This window comes from Vibrio sp. 1-1(7) (genome assembly GCF_013048485.1).
In the GTDB taxonomy this organism is placed as follows: Bacteria; Pseudomonadota; Gammaproteobacteria; order Enterobacterales; family Vibrionaceae; genus Vibrio; species Vibrio fujianensis.
In genome coordinates, this window is record NZ_VHSP01000001.1 from 1,434,341 (window position 1) to 1,451,990 (window position 17,650).

General features: G+C 44.6%; 14 protein-coding genes. 6 read left to right on the top strand and 8 right to left on the bottom strand.

The genetic code is table 11. The features are described 5' to 3' along the window. The first annotated feature begins 82 nt into the window (after window positions 1-82). On the top strand, window positions 83-832 hold the full coding sequence (locus FKN05_RS06620; RefSeq protein WP_099611886.1) for a copper homeostasis protein CutC: 750 nt from the start codon (window positions 83-85) through the stop codon (window positions 830-832). Here the strand turns inward: FKN05_RS06620 and phoU are convergent. From phoU to FKN05_RS06640, 4 genes are read right to left on the bottom strand one after another with little or no spacing between them, the layout of a single operon-like run. Next, window positions 829-1,527, bottom strand: coding sequence for a phosphate signaling complex protein PhoU (phoU, locus tag FKN05_RS06625; RefSeq protein ID WP_099611885.1), 699 nt, complete (start codon window positions 1,525-1,527; stop codon window positions 829-831). The two genes, FKN05_RS06620 and phoU, sit on opposite strands and share 4 nt — an antisense overlap. A 24-nt stretch (window positions 1,528-1,551) precedes the next feature. Further along, window positions 1,552-2,370 carry a phosphate ABC transporter ATP-binding protein PstB gene (gene pstB / locus FKN05_RS06630; RefSeq protein WP_099611884.1) on the bottom strand — a complete coding sequence of 273 codons (819 nt, stop codon included), beginning with the start codon at window positions 2,368-2,370 and terminating at the stop codon, window positions 1,552-1,554. 2 nt (window positions 2,371-2,372) lie between these two features. Continuing rightward, complete coding sequence (gene pstA / locus FKN05_RS06635) at window positions 2,373-4,007, bottom strand: phosphate ABC transporter permease PstA (protein WP_170887251.1); 1,635 nt, start codon at window positions 4,005-4,007, stop codon at window positions 2,373-2,375. Between the two features lie 18 nt (window positions 4,008-4,025). Then, complete coding sequence (locus tag FKN05_RS06640; RefSeq protein ID WP_170887140.1) at window positions 4,026-6,221, bottom strand: ABC transporter permease subunit; 2,196 nt, start codon at window positions 6,219-6,221, stop codon at window positions 4,026-4,028. A gap of 373 nt (window positions 6,222-6,594) precedes the next feature. On the opposite strand from FKN05_RS06640, the gene ppk1 reads away from it, so the two are divergent. Both ppk1 and ppx read left to right on the top strand, forming a co-directional pair. Beyond that, entirely contained in the window at window positions 6,595-8,703 is a 2,109-nt protein-coding gene (ppk1, locus tag FKN05_RS06645) for a polyphosphate kinase 1 (RefSeq protein ID WP_099611882.1), read from the top strand. After that, window positions 8,681-10,204 (top strand): exopolyphosphatase, encoded by a 1,524-nt coding sequence (gene ppx, locus FKN05_RS06650; RefSeq protein WP_099611881.1) that lies wholly within the window; start codon window positions 8,681-8,683, stop codon window positions 10,202-10,204. The genes ppk1 and ppx overlap by 23 nt, the downstream gene beginning before the upstream one ends. 19 nt (window positions 10,205-10,223) lie before the next feature. On the opposite strand, the gene FKN05_RS06655 is transcribed toward ppx, so the two are convergent. From FKN05_RS06655 to phoB, 3 genes are read right to left on the bottom strand one after another with little or no spacing between them, the layout of a single operon-like run. After that, window positions 10,224-11,177: a PstS family phosphate ABC transporter substrate-binding protein gene (locus tag FKN05_RS06655; RefSeq protein WP_099611880.1), complete on the bottom strand. Its 954-nt coding sequence runs from the start codon at window positions 11,175-11,177 to the stop codon at window positions 10,224-10,226. Continuing rightward, on the bottom strand, window positions 11,174-12,472 hold the full coding sequence (gene phoR / locus FKN05_RS06660; protein ID WP_099611879.1) for a phosphate regulon sensor histidine kinase PhoR: 1,299 nt from the start codon (window positions 12,470-12,472) through the stop codon (window positions 11,174-11,176). Before phoR ends, FKN05_RS06655 begins: the two co-directional genes overlap by 4 nt. 21 nt (window positions 12,473-12,493) lie before the next feature. Then, complete coding sequence (gene phoB, locus FKN05_RS06665; protein WP_099612034.1) at window positions 12,494-13,183, bottom strand: phosphate regulon transcriptional regulator PhoB; 690 nt, start codon at window positions 13,181-13,183, stop codon at window positions 12,494-12,496. Between the two features lie 216 nt (window positions 13,184-13,399). Between phoB and rdgC the strand changes: the two genes are divergently transcribed. The 3 genes from rdgC to FKN05_RS06680 all read left to right on the top strand — a co-directional run bounded on the left by rdgC (window position 13,400) and on the right by FKN05_RS06680 (window position 16,146). Then, window positions 13,400-14,314: a recombination-associated protein RdgC gene (rdgC, locus tag FKN05_RS06670; RefSeq protein WP_099611878.1), complete on the top strand. Its 915-nt coding sequence runs from the start codon at window positions 13,400-13,402 to the stop codon at window positions 14,312-14,314. 174 nt (window positions 14,315-14,488) lie between these two features. Continuing rightward, entirely contained in the window at window positions 14,489-15,889 is a 1,401-nt protein-coding gene (gene trhP, locus FKN05_RS06675; RefSeq protein WP_099612033.1) for a prephenate-dependent tRNA uridine(34) hydroxylase TrhP, read from the top strand. A gap of 2 nt (window positions 15,890-15,891) precedes the next feature. Continuing rightward, entirely contained in the window at window positions 15,892-16,146 is a 255-nt protein-coding gene (locus FKN05_RS06680) for a YfhL family 4Fe-4S dicluster ferredoxin (RefSeq protein ID WP_099611877.1), read from the top strand. Between the two features lie 42 nt (window positions 16,147-16,188). Here FKN05_RS06680 and FKN05_RS06685 read toward each other — a convergent pair whose 3' ends face one another. Beyond that, window positions 16,189-17,610, bottom strand: a complete 1,422-nt coding sequence (locus FKN05_RS06685; protein ID WP_170887141.1) for an MDR family MFS transporter — start codon at window positions 17,608-17,610, stop codon at window positions 16,189-16,191. Window positions 17,611-17,650: the final 40 nt, after the last annotated feature.

Below are 17,650 nucleotides of genomic sequence, written 5' to 3' on the forward strand. Positions count from 1 at the left end.
CCTCGATTCGGCTCTTTAAGAGACAGACTTGTGAGAACATGGCTGTTAAAATTCTGCCTCCTAAAAACGGATGAGACAGGCCATGAACTATCAACTCGAAGTTTGTATTGATAATGTAGAATCATTGCACTATGCCATTCAAGGCGGCGCAACGCGTATTGAGCTTTGCTCTTCCTTAGCCTTGGGCGGATTAACCCCGAGTTATGGATTGATGATACAGAGTGCCAGAATATCTGAGATTCCTATCTATGCCATGATTCGTCCCCGCCAAGGTGATTTTCTTTATAATCAAGAAGAGATCGCTGTGATGTTGGATGATATCGATGCCGCAGCCAATGCAGGGCTACAAGGGGTGGTGTTTGGTGTATTAACCGCGCAAGGTGAAATCCATCATGAGCACAATGCTCGGCTAGTTCAACATGCCAAGCAACGTGGGTTAGGTATCACTTTTCATCGAGCAATCGATCAATGTGTTAATGTTCAGCAAGCATTGAGCACGATCATTGAACTCGGTTTTGAACGGGTCTTAACCTCTGGTCTCGCAGCTCAAGTTGAAGATGGCATTGACACCCTAGCCGATATGGTAACGCTAGCTCAAGGTCGTATAAAAATTATGGCCGGAGCGGGACTCCATGCAAAAAACGTGGCTCGGATTATCCAACACACTGGCGTACAAGAAGTGCATTTATCCGGTAAAACGACTCGCGCCAGTTGCATGCAACTTCAGACGACCCACGCAAAGATGGGACAAGCTGATATTGATGATTTTGTTATCCCAGTCACCAATTCACAAGCGATCGCTGAAGTGGCTAAGCAACTTCAGGCGCTTTAACGCAGAGCATCATCTATCGATTGTTCGCCCAAATGGCGAACATCTTTGCCTTTTACAAAATAGATGATGTATTCACAAATATTCTGGCAGCGATCCCCAACCCGCTCAATCGCGCGAGCAGACCACATGACCTGTAAAATATGAGGAATATTTTTTGGATCCTCCATCATATAAGTCATTAATTGACGAATGACCGCTTCATATTCTTTATCCAATTTATCGTCTTGTTTATATACCTCTGCCGCGGCCTCTACATCCATTCGCGCAAAAGCATCAAGCACTTGGTGCAACATTGCTATCGCTTGACGACAAAGCGGTTCTAAAGAAACTTGGAATTGACGCTGTTTAATATTTGGACTTTCAATGACCACATAAGCCATCTTGGTCGCGACATCACCAATCCGCTCTAGGTCAGTGATCGTTTTAATAATGGCCATAATCAACCGGAGATCTTTCGCTGTCGGCTGGCGCTTAGCAATAATTCGAGTGCAGGCTTCATCAATCGACACTTCCATTTCATTGACTTTATGATCTTCACTGACCACTTTACGGGCTAGATCAACATCATCCTTATGCAGCGCTTGCATAGCAAAAGACAACTGTTGCTCGACCAGCCCTCCCATGGTTAGCACATGGGTACGAATCGACTCCAGTTCGATATTAAATTGCCCAGAGATGTGTCGTCCTAGCTGCATATTTACTTCCTATCTGATGCTCAATTACCCGTATCGGCCCGTAATGTAGTCTTCGGTTTGTTTTTTCAATGGCGAAGTAAAGATCGAGTCCGTATCGGAATATTCGATAAGTTTGCCCATGTGAATAAATGCCGTATGATCGCTGACTCTAGCAGCTTGTTGCATATTATGCGTCACAATCACTACGGTATATTTGTTTTTTAATTCGTGGATCAATTCTTCAATTGTTAAAGTTGAGATCGGGTCTAACGCAGAAGTCGGCTCATCCAGTAACAACACCTCAGGCTCAATAGCAATCGCTCGTGCAATGACTAATCGCTGCTGTTGCCCCCCCGATAACCCAAAGGCATTCTCGTCCAAACGATGCTTCACCTCATCCCATAACGCCGCGGATCGTAACGCATGCTCCGCAGCATCATCAAGAATACGACTATTTTTGATCCCTTGTAAGCGTAACCCATAAATCACATTTTCATAAATAGACTTCGGGAAAGGATTAGGCCGCTGAAACACCATACCAACCCGACGACGCAAAGCCGGGACATCGACATTCGGGGCATAAACATTTTTGCCATGCAATCTCACCGCTCCTTCGATACGACAACCTTCAACCAAATCATTCATTCGATTGATGCAGCGCAGTAAAGTCGATTTTCCACAACCGGATGGGCCGATAAAAGCCGTGACTTGCCCTTTGGGAATACGCATCGAAATATCGTTTAACGCCTGCGCTTGCTGGTAATACAAACTCAACCCTTCAATAGCAATGGCGGTTTGCTGATCGGTTAAGTTATTCACATCCAAAGGAGGCTGATAACCTAATGTTTGAGTGGCAGAAAACATGCTTAATCTTGTCCTAACGTTCGGTATTTCTCTCGTAAATTATTGCGAATGTGTATCGCGGTTAAGTTTAAACTCACCACCACGGTCACCAATAGAAAGGCGGTGGCATACACTAAAGGGCGAGCCGCTTCAATGTTGGTCGTTTGAAACCCTACATCATAAATATGAAAACCTAAATGCATAAACTTTCGCTCTAAATGCACAAAGGGAAATTCACCATCCACTGGTAAATTCGAAGCCAATTTTACCGCGCCGACTAACATCAATGGGGCAACCTCTCCTGCGGCACGGGCAATCGCTAGAATCAATCCGGTGATGATCGCAGGGCTTGCCATCGGTAACACGATACGCCAAATCGTCTCAAACTGGGTTGCGCCTAACGCTAACGATCCGTGACGAACAGATGCTGGAATACGGGTTAAACCTTCTTCGGTTGTCACAATCACCACAGGTAGAGTCAATACCGCTAAGGTGAGCGAGGCCCATAATAGCCCCGGCGTACCAAAAGTGGGAGCAGGAAGGCGATCAGAATAAAATAGATTATCGATGCTCGAGCCAATGGTATAAACAAAAAAACCTAAACCAAATACCCCATACACAATTGAAGGAACTCCCGCTAGGTTAATTACGGCAACACGAATCAAGCGGGTAAACGGATTATCTTGCGCATATTCGTGTAAATAAACGGCTGCAATCACTCCCAATGGCATGACAATAATAGACATTAGCAACACCAATAATACGGTTCCAAAAATGGCTGGGAAAACTCCACCTTCCGAATTAGACTCTCGCGGATTATCCGATAAAAAGCGCCATAATTGTTTTCCCCACTGACGCAGTTTTTGCCCATGATTCATATCGTTTGGATACCAGTAATCCAAAATATGACTGAGTGGAATACGAACGATTTCCCCCCCCATCTCTTCTACCAATAAGGCTTGGCTATCCAACTGCTGACGCCGTTGATCTAACGTCTGTTCAGCATCGAACAAGTCACGTTCAACTTGCTGAATTTGCTGTGAAAGAGTAGCTACCTCTTGTCCATTTTTAGGTTGCTTAAGTGCTTGTTGCTTTTTGATACGCAACCCTTCCAATTGATGACCAAGCGGACGAATCGATTGATGAACGAGATGATCAATTTGTGCTCTGATTTGTTGAGCCTCTGCAAATGCTTGAGCTAACCAATCAACAACCTCAATCGGATGCTGAGTATCTTCTGGCTCAAAACCGACCGGCTTACCAAAAAACTGTCCATCACGTGTACGCTCCATCACTAACCAACCCGAAGGCTGGATCGGTGCAGAAAGCTTACTGTCTAAAATTGAAATAAAATCCGCATCATAACGTTCACGATTAGCCACCTTAATGTTCAGCCGTTGTACCGGTCGCTCCTCATCACCTGCGGCGATACCCAGTTGATGCAAATGGTTAATAGAAACGGCTTCACTCGCATACAATTGCCCAATCAAACGTTGCCTTTGTTCAGTTTGCCATTGATAGAGAGGAGCAGGCCAAAAATAATTTAACCCTTTCCAGCCAATCAACAATAAAAGCATCAAAACAGAAATTAGGCTAATACTCACCGCACCGCCGGTTAACCATATCCAGGGCGTGCCAGTTTTAAATGCCTGTAACACTTTCATCACGCCTCCTGATCATAAAGAGCGATAGCGGGTGCGTAAGCGCTGACGCACCCACTCAGCTAATGAGTTAACTACAAAAGTAAACAGAAATAACAATAAAGCGGATAAGAATAAAATTCGGTAATGGGAACTCGCAACTTCAGACTCCGGCAATTCAACCGCAATATTAGCCGATAAGGTGCGCATTCCTTGCAAAATATTCCAGTCTAAAATAGGAGTATTCCCGGTCGCCATCAACACGATCATCGTTTCACCAACCGCTCTGCCCAATCCCATCATGACCGCAGAAAAAATCCCGGGGCTTGCCGTTAAAAGCACCACCCGAAGTAAGGTTTGCCAAGCAGTCGCTCCTAATGCTAACGATCCATCCGATAAATGCTTAGGAACAGAGAAAATCGCATCTTCAGCAATGGTAAAAATCGTCGGGATCACCGCAAACCCCATCGCCATCCCCACCACAAGCGCATTACGCTGGTCAAACCCCATCCCACGTTCTTGCAAATAAAGTAAAATATCACCGGCAAACAAGAGCTGCTCTAACTCTTGGCTATAGGCTAAAGTCAAACTCATGATCGCCAACAAGCACGGCATCAAAACTAAAGCATGCCATGCCGCTAGCCCTCGGCCGACCAAACGCTTAGGTATCCAAGCGCCAATCAGCCCTATCAACACGGTCGATAAAGGTAATATGATCAGCAGCAATACGACCGCTGTCAGATGGTTTTCAATAATAGGTGCAAGCCATAACCCCGCTAAAAAACCGATGATCACGGTGGGTAATGCTTCCATCAGTTCAATCGTCGGCTTGACCACACGGCGCATAGACGGTGCCATAAAATATGCGGTATAAATAGCAGCCAATACCGCAATCGGCACCGCAAAAAGCATCGCATAAAAAGCGGCTTTTAGTGTGCCAAAAGCAATTGGCACCAAGCTTAATTTGGCTTCAAAATCATTATCGGCTGAAGTGGATTGCCAAATAAACTCAGGCTCAGGATAACTTTCATACCAAACTTTACGCCATAACGAATGAAACGAAATTTCCGGATGAGGATTATCAACTTTGGCAACTTGTACACTTCCTGAACTAAACATGATCAAATAACGCTCGTTATTTGACATCGCGGCAAGGCGAGGAGCCTGTGGTAATACACGCTCAAATAACACCAATTTTTCACTGGTTGTATAATGGCTCTGCAGTGTGCCATTAGGATAAAAGGTATAAAACCCTTTGCGGTTGGTGTCCGGTAGCAGCAACTGGATATGAGGAGCTAAATCAAAATGACGAATCGATGTTAACGCCCTTTTTCCATTCTCTAATACATCAAACCATTGACTCACCAAGCCATTATCATAAGTAACCAATAACGAATAAGCACCGGATAACAAGGTCATCGTTGACACGGTAAGCTCCGTTTGAGCTTGACTCAGATCCACCTGTTCACGTAATCGATAATGTGGCCCTTCTTGTTGAATAACCGATAATAAAGCGCCCTGGCGTAGATACAGTGTTTTTCCGTCCGGAGTCATCATTAACTGATCAAGATGTGAGTAACGCTGCGCTAATACGGCTTCTTGAACTAACGTTGAGCCTGCTGACACCGAACGAACCATCACTCGGCCATCACTGAGATAACTTGCAAAATAGGTATTCGCTTGTGTTACCGCAAAACTCAATAAACGAATCTTCTGCTCGGTGGGTGCAACAGTCATCCCTTCAGGAATCGCTCGAAACTCAAGTTGAGGAGTAAATCTTCGCCCTTGTTTTTCGACCGAATAATGGAAAAGAGGACGAGCAATTTGAGGTTGATACTGACTGTCTACGGTTAAAAACCAACCTTCTTGAGGGTTTCCCGGCACAATCCATTGCGGAGTAAACGGTAAGGTTTGCGCCCAAACCGGCTCGTTTGATGGCTGCAGTGACCAAAATTGGCTTTGCCCTTGTTGACCAACGACAAAAAAATGCTCACCGTAATCATCAATCGCTAAGATTTGAGGTTCAATATTAGCCAGCGCCTGTCGAGCAACATTCGGCTGAAGCTTTGCGTCACCAAACAAAGGTAGCGCCACCAAGGCTAGATAGACAAAAATTAAGATCAACGCCCCTAATACACTGACACCGCCACACGTTACAGCGAAGCGAATCATACGGTCTTTAATCAACCGTTTACGATCGCGTTCTTGTAATGAGAATTCGACGTAAGCCATGAATATCATCAATCCTTTTTTATTTCACTGGCTAAACACCAGAGTGACACACGTTTAGGGGCAATCATGGATGACACCTTTTGGACTTGCAGCTAAAGCGGTTAGCGACGTTCATGTTCTTCCATTGCTTCATTATCTCGCTTATGGCAATTGGCTCACTTGTCACCAACCTGCAACGCCAAGTTGCTGGGATATCATTGCGGTTTAACAACAAAATTCTATTTCAAATACGTGACAATTATATTACAGATCACAATAACCGACTGAAAATAAAACAACTCTACATACTAACGTGTTTTGCAATAAATGTGTCATATAACTTACTTAGTTTGCATAAAATAAAAGTAACGAACCGTCGTGAAGGACAAGATGAATGAGCACGGAAAAGCTGTATATCGATAAAGAGTTAAGTTGGCTCTCGTTTAATGAACGCGTCTTACAAGAAGCCGCAGATAAAAGCGTTCCTTTAGTCGAAAGAATTCGGTTTTTAGGCATATTCTCCAATAACTTAGATGAATTTTACAAGGTACGTTTCTCAGATGTTAAAAGGCGCATTTTAATCCACCGAGAACAAGGGGTGAAAGACACCTCAAAGCATTTGTTAACACGGATGCAAAATAAAGCCTTTAAACTCAATCAAGACTTTGACAACCTCTATAATGACATCATTCTCGAAATGGCTCGGCGACGAATTTTTTTAGTCAATGAAACCCAGCTCGATAGTGTTCAACAACGGTGGATCAGTAAATATTTTTATAAACAGGTACTACCTCATATTACGCCTTTGCTGATGCGCGACGATATTGATGTTTTACAATTTCTAAAAGATGAATACGCCTATATTGCTGTGGACCTTAAAAAAGGTGAACACTCAAGCTATGCGCTTATTGAAATCCCGACCGATCATCTGCCTCGTTTTGTTATGGTACCCGAGCAAAAAGGCAAAGGGCGCAAAACGATTATTTTATTAGATAATATCATCCGCTACTGTTTAGACGACATTTTCCGTGGTTTTTTCGACTACGATACCCTCGCGGGCTATGCGATGAAAATGACTCGTGATGCGGAGTACGATTTAAGTCGAGAAGTCGAATACAGTTTATTAGAGCAGCTTTCCGAAGGGTTAAGCCAACGCTTAACCGCCATGCCTGTGCGCTTTGTCTATGAGCGAGAAATGCCACAGGCGATGCTCAACTTCCTATGTGAAAAACTGAAAATATCCCATTATGATAGTCTATTACCCGGTGGTCGCTACCATAACTTTAAAGACTTCATTGCCTTCCCGAATGTCGGACGTGACTACCTAGAAAACCGCCCTTTACCGCCGCTAAAATGTGCCGATTTCGATGGGTATCTCAATGCCTTTGATGCAATTCGAGCGCAAGATATTTTACTGCACTACCCTTATCATACCTTTGAACACATCACTGAACTCGTGCGGCAAGCCTCCTTTGACCCGAAGGTCATCAGCATAAAAATTAATATTTATCGCGTCGCAAAAGATTCACGATTAATGAACTCATTAATTGATGCCGTACATAATGGAAAACGCGTCGTGGTGGTGGTCGAACTACAAGCTCGGTTTGATGAAGAAGCCAATATTGAGTGGTCTCGCGTACTCACAGAAGCAGGAGTTAACGTCATCTTTGGTGTCCCAGGGATGAAAATTCACGCTAAATTACTGTTGATTACTCGTCGGGAAGAGAAAGAACTCATCCGCTACGCCCATATTGGCACCGGAAATTTTCATGAAAAAACCGCACGTATTTATACTGACTTCTCGCTACTTACCGCAGATAAAGAACTCACCACTGAAGTCCGTAACGTCTTTGGTTATATTGAAAATCCATTTCGCCCAGTTAAATTTAACCATTTGTTAGTTTCTCCACGCAATAGCCGAACGCAGTTGTATCGATTAATTGATGCCGAAATCGCCAATGCTAAACAAGGCAAAAAAGCCGAAATTATCATTAAAGTGAATAACTTAGTCGATAAGGGATTGATCAATAAACTGTATGGTGCAAGTAGCTCTGGTGTTCACATTAAAATGATTATTCGAGGAATGTGTTCACTCGTTCCCGGTGTCACGGGTGTCAGTGATAACATCTCTATCATCAGTATTGTTGATCGCTTCTTAGAACACCCGCGAGTGCTCATTACTCACAACGAGGGGAATCCATTAGTCTATATTTCATCCGCTGACTGGATGACGCGTAACCTCGATCATAGAATCGAGGTGACCGCTCCAGTGCGAGATGCTCGCTTAAAACAGCGAATTATCGATATCCTCAATATCCAGTTTACCGATACGGTAAAAGCTCGCGTTATCGACAAAGAAATGAGCAATCGCTATGTCAAACGGGGCAATCGTAAGAAAATTCGCTCACAATTAGCAATTTATGACTATCTTAAACAGATAGAAAGAGAGACGCGCAAAAGCAAAGGACACCTAGAGCAGCATGAATACAGCACCACTAGATAACGTCTTAGAACCACCAACAAGCCGTGAAATCGCTGCGATTGATCTAGGCTCAAATAGTTTTCATATGGTGGTCGCAAAAGTCGTCGAGCAAGATTTGCAACTGATCAGTCGCCATAAACAACGTGTTCGTTTAGCCGCTGGCCTCGATGAACAAAAAAACTTAGATCATGCTGCCATGGAGCGAGGGCTTGAGTGTTTAGCCATGTTTGCTGAACGCCTGCAAGGCTTTACTTCTGATAATGTACGCATTGCTGCAACCCATACGCTTCGCCAAGCCAATAACGCACACCTTTTTTTACAGCGTGCCCGTGATGTGATCCCATTCCCGATCGAAATCATCCCTGGTAGTGAAGAAGCTCGCCTGATTTATCTCGGTGTCGCCCATACTCAACCCCAAGCTGACTCAATGTTAGTCATAGATATTGGTGGAGGAAGCACAGAGCTGGTGATAGGAAAGGGCTTTGAAGCAGAGTTAGTCAATAGTAAACAAATGGGGTGTGTCAGCTATACCGAGCGTTTTTTTACCAATGGTAAGCTTTCCAAGAAAAAATTTGCTCAAGCGATTCTAGCCGCAGAGCAAAAACTCGAATCTATCGCCAGTAAATACCGCAAAAAAGGCTGGCAAGTCGCGTTTGGCTCATCAGGAACCATCAAAGCCATCAATGAAGTGTTGGCCGGGTTAGGTGCCGAAGATGGCGTCATCACCCAGCAACGATTAAATAAACTGACCGATAAACTATGTGAGTGGCACCATATTGATGAAATTCAATTGGAAGGCCTCACCGAGGATAGAAAACCGGTATTTGCCGCAGGGGTTGCTATCTTAACCGCCATTTTTAGCGCCTTGAACATGAAAGCAATGAATTTTTCCGATGGCGCATTGCGCGAAGGCCTACTGTATGAAATGGAAGAGCGCTTTAAATACACCGATATCCGGCTTCGTACCACCGAACATCTTGCCAGCAAACACCTAGTCGACTTAGAGCATGCCGCTAAAGTCAAAGGCTATGCCAAAGAGTTTCTCGCTCAAGTGAGCGAGAGTTTAGGCTTAAAACATAACAGTGAGCTATTTTCTCTTTTGGAATGGGCAGCCTTGTTGCATGAAGTCGGGTTAAGCATCAATTTACAAGCGTTTCACCGCCACTCAGCTTATATCTTACAGCACACCAATATGCCTGGGTTTAATAGTGAGCAACAACGTGTACTCGCTACGCTAGCCCGTTTTCAACGTAAAGCGCTCAAATTGGGAGAAATGAGTGAGTTTAGCTTATTTAAGAAAAATCATATTATTGGCTTAATTCAGGTTTTACGTTTAGCCATTGTGGTTAATGGTCAGCGAAATGATGATCCACTCCCGGATCTGCATTTAATTGTTGACGATGGTGAATGGCAGTTATCCAGCACTGAAAACCACTGGTTAGAAAACAATAAACTTCTGCACGCCGATCTAATTTGTGAGCAGGCATATTGGCGTCACGTTGGCTGGACTCTAACCTTTTAAAGGAGCAACAGCACACCGACTACTTAATACCGACTTTCGCCAACTCTTGTTCAGCCAACTGAGCAGAAATCGGTAAGTAACCATCTTTACTGACTAATGCTTGCCCTTGTTTGGAAAAAATAAAACGAATAAATTCACGTTCAACTGGGGTTAAAGGGCGTGCTGGATGCTTATTAATATACACATACAAGTAACGTGAGAGCGGATAACGACCGGATAAAATATTATCGAGCGTCGGATCAACATAGTCACGCCCCTGCCGAGCAACAGGAATTAACCTCACGCCAGAAACGCGATATCCAACGCCTGAATAACCAAGTGTATTGATCGATGAAGCCACCGCCTGCACAACCGATGCCGAACCGGGTTGCTCATTCACATTTGCTTTAAAATCCCCACCACACAAAGCTTGTTGTTTAAAGTAGCCGTAGGTTCCAGACACTGAATTACGTCCAAATAGTTGCATACGACGCTTAGCCCAAGGAAAAGAAAGCCCTAACTGTGACCAATTTTCTACCGATTGACTCGCACCACAGCGTAAGGTACTGGAAAAAATACGGTCAAGCTGAGCAAAGTTAAGCCCTTCGATTGGATTATCACGATGAACAAATAGACCCACCGCGTCAATGGCCACCCGTAACTCGGTCGGTTGGTATCCGTAGGCTCGCTCAAACGCCTCAATTTCTCGATTTCGCATTGGGCGGCTCATGGGGCCAAATTGTGCCGTTCCTTCGGTTAATGCAGGGGGCGCGGTAGAGGATCCGGAGGCTTGTACTTGCGCATTAACATTCGGATATAACCGATTAAACTCTTCTACCCATAAGGTCATCACCCCCGCTAAAGTATCAGATCCGACCGACAGTAAACTCCCAGCAACCCCGCTTGTTTTCTGATAGCTAGTCAGCTCCTGACCATACCCCAGACTAGTTTGCAGGCTCAAAAAAACCAATATCAGTAATCGACCCAATCTCATCGCACCACCAAGCGCTTCGGTAAAACAAAAGAAAAACGGCTTCCGACCCCCACTTCACTGTGAATATCTAAATGCGAATCATGGTGAGATAATGCATGCTTCACAATTGCCAACCCTAAGCCACTGCCTCCGGTATCACGAGAACGTGCTTTATCGACCCGATAAAAACGCTCAGTTAAGCGGTGCAAATGTTGTGGCTCAATACCTTCACCCGTGTCTTGCACTTCAAGACAAGCCCCCTGTGAACTTTCAAACCAGCGCACATTGATTTCAGCACCCGGTGGGGTATATTTCACCGCGTTATACACTAAGTTAGATATCGCACTGCGTAGCTGATCGTCATCTGCCAATACTTTTAATTGCTTGTCGACCACAAAATGAATCTTGTGAGCATGCTCTCCACTTAAACTTACCGCTTCTTTTTCCAGCACTTCGAGCATCGTAGGCACATCGACCACTTGATCTAATTCATGAATGGGCGAAGCTTCTATTTTCGATAAAGTCAGCAATTGATTCACCAAACTCGACATTCGATTCAACTGTTCAGTCATCACACCATGCGCTTTAGTCCACATCGGCCCAACCAGTAAATCGGGATCTTCGGTCATCTCCAAATACCCTTGCAAAACCGTCATCGGCGTGCGTAATTCATGAGAAACGTTAGCAAAAAAGTTGCGCCGCATGCCCTCTAATTGCTTTAACTGAGTCACATCACGCACCACCATCAAATGTTCTCCTTCGGTATAAGGGACAATACGCAATTCAAGTGATCGCTCGACATTAAGGGGAGAACGCATAGTCAGCGGTTCAGAAAAGTCATCTTTTGTTAAATATTTAATGAAATCGGGCGTACGAATCAAGTTGGTGATTGGCTGCCCTGCATCATCTGGCCAACGAAAGCCAAGCAGATACTGCGCTAAGCGGTTACACCACACAATATTGCCTTCCGAACGAAAAACCACCACGGCATCAGGTAATGATTCAGCCCCATTGCGAAAACGACGAATTAAATTGGTGAGTTCTTTGCGTTTTTTGCGCTGACGTTGCTGCAAACGGTAAATGCCATTAAACAGCGATTCCCAGTTACCAGACCCCGAGGGAGGGGTTAAGCGCTTCTCATCCCATAACCAAGCAGAAAAACGCACTTGGTTGTGCAAATGCCAAACCAGTTGCAACACTGTTGCCGCCAGCAGCAACCAAGGCATATGGCCAAAAAACCACCCGACCACCACCCAAGGCAGATAAAAAAAAGCCAGCTCCCAAGCCAGCTTCTTCCAAGTCAAACGCTCAACCATAATACTCCATCGTTGATCTTATTAAGCTTTTATTGAAAAACGATAACCTGCGCCACGTACCGTTTGAATCAGTTTATCGTGCCCCGCCTCTTCCAACGCTTTACGTAAACGCCGAATATGCACATCGACCGTTCTATCTTCCACATAGACATTCGTGCCCCAGATGTTATTCAGCAATTGCTCACGGCTATACACCCGCTCTTGGTGGGTCATAAAAAAGTGTAGCATCTTAAATTCTGTTGGCCCCATCTCCAACGGCTGATCATTGGCGGTCACCCGATGCGAAACCGGATCTAACTTCAGCCCTTGCACATCAATCACCTCTTCCAACGCCGTTGGCGTAACTCGGCGAATGACCGCTTTTAACCGAGCCACAAGCTCTTTAGGTGAAAAAGGTTTGGTGATGTAATCATCTGCGCCCACTTCCAAACCACGAACTTTATCTTCTTCTTCACCACGCGCCGTTAACATCACAACCGGAATATTTCGGGTAAGCTCTTCTCGCTTCATGTGTTTAATAAAGTTTATACCGCTGCCCCCCGGTAACATCCAGTCAAGCAGCACAAGGTCTGGAAACGGTTCGGCTAATTTACTGACCGCGGTATCGTAATCTTCTGCTTCCACCGCCTGATAGCCTTTTTGTTCAAGAACAAAGCACAGCATTTCACGAATCGGCGCTTCGTCTTCAACCACCAGAATCCTTCTCGACATAATTAAATAACCTTTGTTATTAATCAACATTATGCATTATGGGAAATATTTATGACACTTTTGTGACCATTGCAAACAAATTTTAATATAAACGTCACCAATTCAGTTCCATGTGACACAAAACCAATCCTCTGTGGTTTTTTCACAATTCGGTAAGACTTTAAGTTGAAAATCCCCTATGATGACAAAATTTTCAACAAGAGAAAGAAGGGTAATATGTGGTTTAAAAACTGTATGGTTTATCGTGTGAATCGTGATATCCAGTTCAATGCCGATCAACTGGAACAGCAACTGGCCGAGTTTCGTTTTACCCCCTGCTCCAGCCAAGATAAACAAAAATTTGGCTGGGTCCATGCACTGGGTAAACATGGCGACATGATGACCCATGTTAGTGAAGATCGCATTTTGATCTGTGCGAAAAAAGAAGAAAAAATGTTACCCGCATCGGTGATCAAAGAGTCGTTAAGTGCCAAAGTTGAAAGTCTGGAGGTCGAAGAAGGCCGCCCACTGAAGAAAAAAGAAAAAGACAACTTAAAAGAAGAGATCGTCATCGATCTGCTGCCGCGAGCGTTTAGCCGTAGCCACTATACGTACGTTTTAATTATGCCTAAAGCGGGCCTAGTTCTCGTTGATGCGAGTAGTTATAAAAAAGCCGAAGACGTGCTAGCACTACTGCGTAAAACCATGGGCAGTTTACCGGTGGTGCCTGCGATCCCTGAAGTTGCGGTGGAAACCACCATGACTCAATGGGTTAAAGAAGGCAACTTGCCACAGGGCTTTAACTTACTTGATGAAGCTGAGCTAAAATCCATTCTTGATGATGGTGCGACCATTCGTTGTAAGAAACAAGAGCTATCGAGTGATGAGATCCTCAGCCATATTCAGGCCAACAAAGTAGTCACTAAACTTGCGCTCAACTGGCAAGATAGAATTAGCTTTATTCTAGCAGACGACTGTAGCTTAAAACGCTTAGCCTTCAGTGATGAGCTGAAAGATCAAAATGAAGATATCCCCAGAGACGATCAAGCCGCTCGCTTTGATGCCGATTTCTCATTAATGTGTGGTGAATTTTCGGTATTTCTTCCTAATTTATTTGACGTACTCGGCGGGCTTCCTCACGCTGACGCTTAATGTCAATTCAGGCTCTTGCAACCAAGAGCCTCTCCTTTGTGATGATTTTTCTTTATTCGCTCGCTTTCTCTCGCGAACTATAGTCAGGCTATGCTTTTTAGCGTAAAATTTGCGCCTTTTCCAATACCATCAGGTGGTATTGGCCTGACTTGAGATCAGATTGAGAAACAAATGATGAGTATAAAAACCCCCTTCGTTCCAGAGCTACTGTCACCAGCGGGTAGCCTTAAAAATATGCGTTATGCCTTTGCCTATGGTGCTGATGCCGTCTATGCGGGCCAGCCTCGCTATAGCTTACGGGTGCGTAATAACGAATTTAACCACGAAAACCTACAAATCGGCATTAACGAAGCGCATGCTCAAGGTAAGAAGTTCTATGTGGTATGTAATATTCAGCCCCATAACTCCAAATTAAAAACCTTTATTCGTGACTTAAAGCCGGTCATTGATATGGGCCCAGATGCATTAATTATGTCTGATCCCGGCCTGATTATGATGGTTAGAGAAGCCTTCCCAGAAATGGCGATTCACCTCTCGGTACAAGCCAATGCCGTCAACTGGGCAACCGTGAAATTTTGGTCAACTCAAGGGGTTGAACGGGTGATTTTATCGCGTGAACTCTCTTTAGAAGAAATTGAAGAGATTCGTGAAAAATGCCCAGAGATGGAGATCGAAATTTTTGTTCATGGCGCACTGTGCATGGCCTATTCTGGTCGCTGCCTTCTTTCGGGTTACATCAATAAACGCGATCCAAACCAAGGCACTTGCACCAATGCTTGCCGTTGGGAATACAAAGTTGAGCAAGGCAAAGAAGATGAGACTGGACAAATTGTTGAACAATTCGATCCCAACGCGGCTCAACCGATTGAAGTGCAGAGCGAACGCCCAGACAATACCATTGGGTTAGGTAAGCCAAGTGATGAAGTGGTTCTGCTTTCAGAAAGCCATCGTCCAGATGAAAAAATGGCCGCCTATGAAGATGAACATGGTACTTACATCATGAACTCGAAAGACTTACGCGCAGTACAACACGTTGAGCGCTTAACTCAAATGGGCGTGCATTCTTTAAAAATTGAAGGCCGTACCAAGTCGTTCTACTACTGCGCTCGGACGGCGCAAGTGTATCGCAAAGCGATTGATGATGCGGTAGCCGGCAAACCATTTGATGAAAGTTTAATGGGAACCCTTGAGAGCTTAGCGCATCGCGGTTATACCGAAGGTTTCTTGCGCCGCCATACCCATGATGCTTATCAAAATTACGACTATGGTTACTCGGTCTCTGACAGCCAACAGTTTGTCGGTGAGTTTACCGGAAAACGTCGTGGCCACCTGGCTGAAGTTGAAGTGAAGAACAAATTCTGCGTCGGTGATAGCCTAGAATTGATGACACCGAAAGGCAATGTCGTCTTTACCCTTGAAAGTATGGAAAACCGTAAAGCCGAATCTATTGATGATGCAAAAGGTAACGGTCACTTTGTGTTTATTCCGGTACCAGACGATTTGAACCTTGACTATGCTCTACTGATGCGCAACTTAAACGTCGGTCAAGATACGCGTAATCCAACAGGTAAATAATTATGGCGCTTTTGATCACAGCCAAATGCACTAATTGTGACATGTGTGAACCGGAATGCCCAAACCATGCGATTTCGATGGGGGATGATCTTTATCAGATCAACCCCGATTTATGTACTGAATGCAAAGGGCATTACGACAAGCCAACGTGTCAATCGGTTTGTCCTATCACCAATTGCATTATCACTGACCCCGAGCATATTGAAACCGAAGAACAGCTATTAGAAAAATTCGTCGTGATTCAAGGCCTTGCTTAATAAAAGCCCCAGACATAACGTTCTGGGGTTTATTTTATCCAGCTAACTATAATCATCCAATTGAATGTGCGGTGCACGCAGCGCATTCAGCACACATAAAAATGCCAAACCTGCCGCCAATAAATACCCCGTTTGAAAAGCGTGAATAATCACCGATTGTGGGGTATCTAATAATGTTTGCAACGAACTTTGTGCATTAAAACCGGGGATTTGTGAGTAAATCAAACTGCCAAATACCGCCGTTCCTACTGATGCCCCCAGTGAACGTGACAGGGCTGCCATTGAAGTGATTCGTCCTAAACTCTCTCTGCCAGCGAGGGTTTGAATCAGCACTTGCGTTGAAGGCATCACCGAACCTAGCCCCAGCCCACAACAACATGCCAGTCCACTAACCCAATAAGGTGTAGGATCTATCATGGCGAGCAGAAAAAAGCCCAAACCAGTGATCGACATCCCCACCACAGGTAACCACTTCGGTACTCCCGTGTAGGCAATGGTTTTGCCTGTGATATAAGAACCACTGATTATTCCTGCAGAAAGTGGCATTAACAGTAGCCCCGCTCTCGCGGCATTCACCCCTAGCCCAACTTGTAAAAAAATAGGTAGGAAAAACACCAAAGCAAACAAACAAGCCGCAAATAAAAAAGTCGAAATAAGAGGAATATAAATTTCTTTGCGCACTAAAAGTGCTAAAGGTAAAAACGAATGTTTCACCGAGTGTTGTTGCCAGATGAACACCAGTAGTAACCCGAGAAACACCCCGAGTAAGGTCAGGCTAAGTAAAGAGCCCCACGCAAAATAGTGCCCTCCCGCAGACAACCAATAAATAATCACCGTCATTAAACTCGGAAATAGGATTAGTCCGAAAAAATCAATTTCGGTTTTCTGCGCCTTATTCACGGTTGAAGTCAATTTCGATAAACGATAAATCGCAACGCCAATCAAAGGTAGGTTAATCCAAAATAACCAATGCCAGGTTAAATAAGTGACGATCACGCCTCCCATCACCGGCCCACCAATACTGGCTAAAGCAAATAAGGAAGAAAAATAACCTTGGAAGCGTGCACGTTGGCGCGGAGCCACTAACTCCCCAATTAAGGCTTGTGATAGGCTCATTAACCCCCCACTGCCCAACCCTTGAATAATTCGCCCTGCTACCAGCCATTGCATGTGACCAGCCAGCGCACTCACCACCGAGCCCCCACCAAAAATGATTAACGCAATCGTCAGCATTTTCTTACGACCGTATTGATCGCCCAGCCAGCCGTAAATAGGAACCGAGGCCGCCCCCGCCAACATATAGCCCACTGCAATCCATGAAGAAAGCTGCATATCTCCCAGATCACTGACGATTGCAGGGGTTGCCGTTGCTAATAATGTTTGATCCACCGCCGCTAAAAACATCGGCAAAAAAACAATCGTAAAAATACTTAAAAAGGTTTTTTTATCAACAAGCTGAGACATGAATGCTTACAATTGTGCGAACCATGGACTCATCATATAG

What these genes read in the sequence shown, in the direction of transcription:
- ppx (WP_099611881.1), top strand. Translation starts at nt 8,681, where the DNA reads ATGAATACAGCACCACTAGATAACGTCTTAGAACCACCAACAAGCCGT.
- pstB (WP_099611884.1), bottom strand. Translation starts at nt 2,370, where the DNA reads ATGTTTTCTGCCACTCAAACATTAGGTTATCAGCCTCCTTTGGATGTG.
- rdgC (WP_099611878.1), top strand. Translation starts at nt 13,400, where the DNA reads ATGTGGTTTAAAAACTGTATGGTTTATCGTGTGAATCGTGATATCCAG.
- trhP (WP_099612033.1), top strand. Translation starts at nt 14,489, where the DNA reads ATGAGTATAAAAACCCCCTTCGTTCCAGAGCTACTGTCACCAGCGGGT.
- FKN05_RS06685 (WP_170887141.1), bottom strand. Translation starts at nt 17,610, where the DNA reads ATGTCTCAGCTTGTTGATAAAAAAACCTTTTTAAGTATTTTTACGATT.
- phoR (WP_099611879.1), bottom strand. Translation starts at nt 12,472, where the DNA reads ATGGTTGAGCGTTTGACTTGGAAGAAGCTGGCTTGGGAGCTGGCTTTT.
- FKN05_RS06655 (WP_099611880.1), bottom strand. Translation starts at nt 11,177, where the DNA reads ATGAGATTGGGTCGATTACTGATATTGGTTTTTTTGAGCCTGCAAACT.
- phoU (WP_099611885.1), bottom strand. Translation starts at nt 1,527, where the DNA reads ATGCAGCTAGGACGACACATCTCTGGGCAATTTAATATCGAACTGGAG.
- ppk1 (WP_099611882.1), top strand. Translation starts at nt 6,595, where the DNA reads ATGAGCACGGAAAAGCTGTATATCGATAAAGAGTTAAGTTGGCTCTCG.
- FKN05_RS06640 (WP_170887140.1), bottom strand. Translation starts at nt 6,221, where the DNA reads ATGGCTTACGTCGAATTCTCATTACAAGAACGCGATCGTAAACGGTTG.
- FKN05_RS06680 (WP_099611877.1), top strand. Translation starts at nt 15,892, where the DNA reads ATGGCGCTTTTGATCACAGCCAAATGCACTAATTGTGACATGTGTGAA.
- phoB (WP_099612034.1), bottom strand. Translation starts at nt 13,183, where the DNA reads ATGTCGAGAAGGATTCTGGTGGTTGAAGACGAAGCGCCGATTCGTGAA.
- FKN05_RS06620 (WP_099611886.1), top strand. Translation starts at nt 83, where the DNA reads ATGAACTATCAACTCGAAGTTTGTATTGATAATGTAGAATCATTGCAC.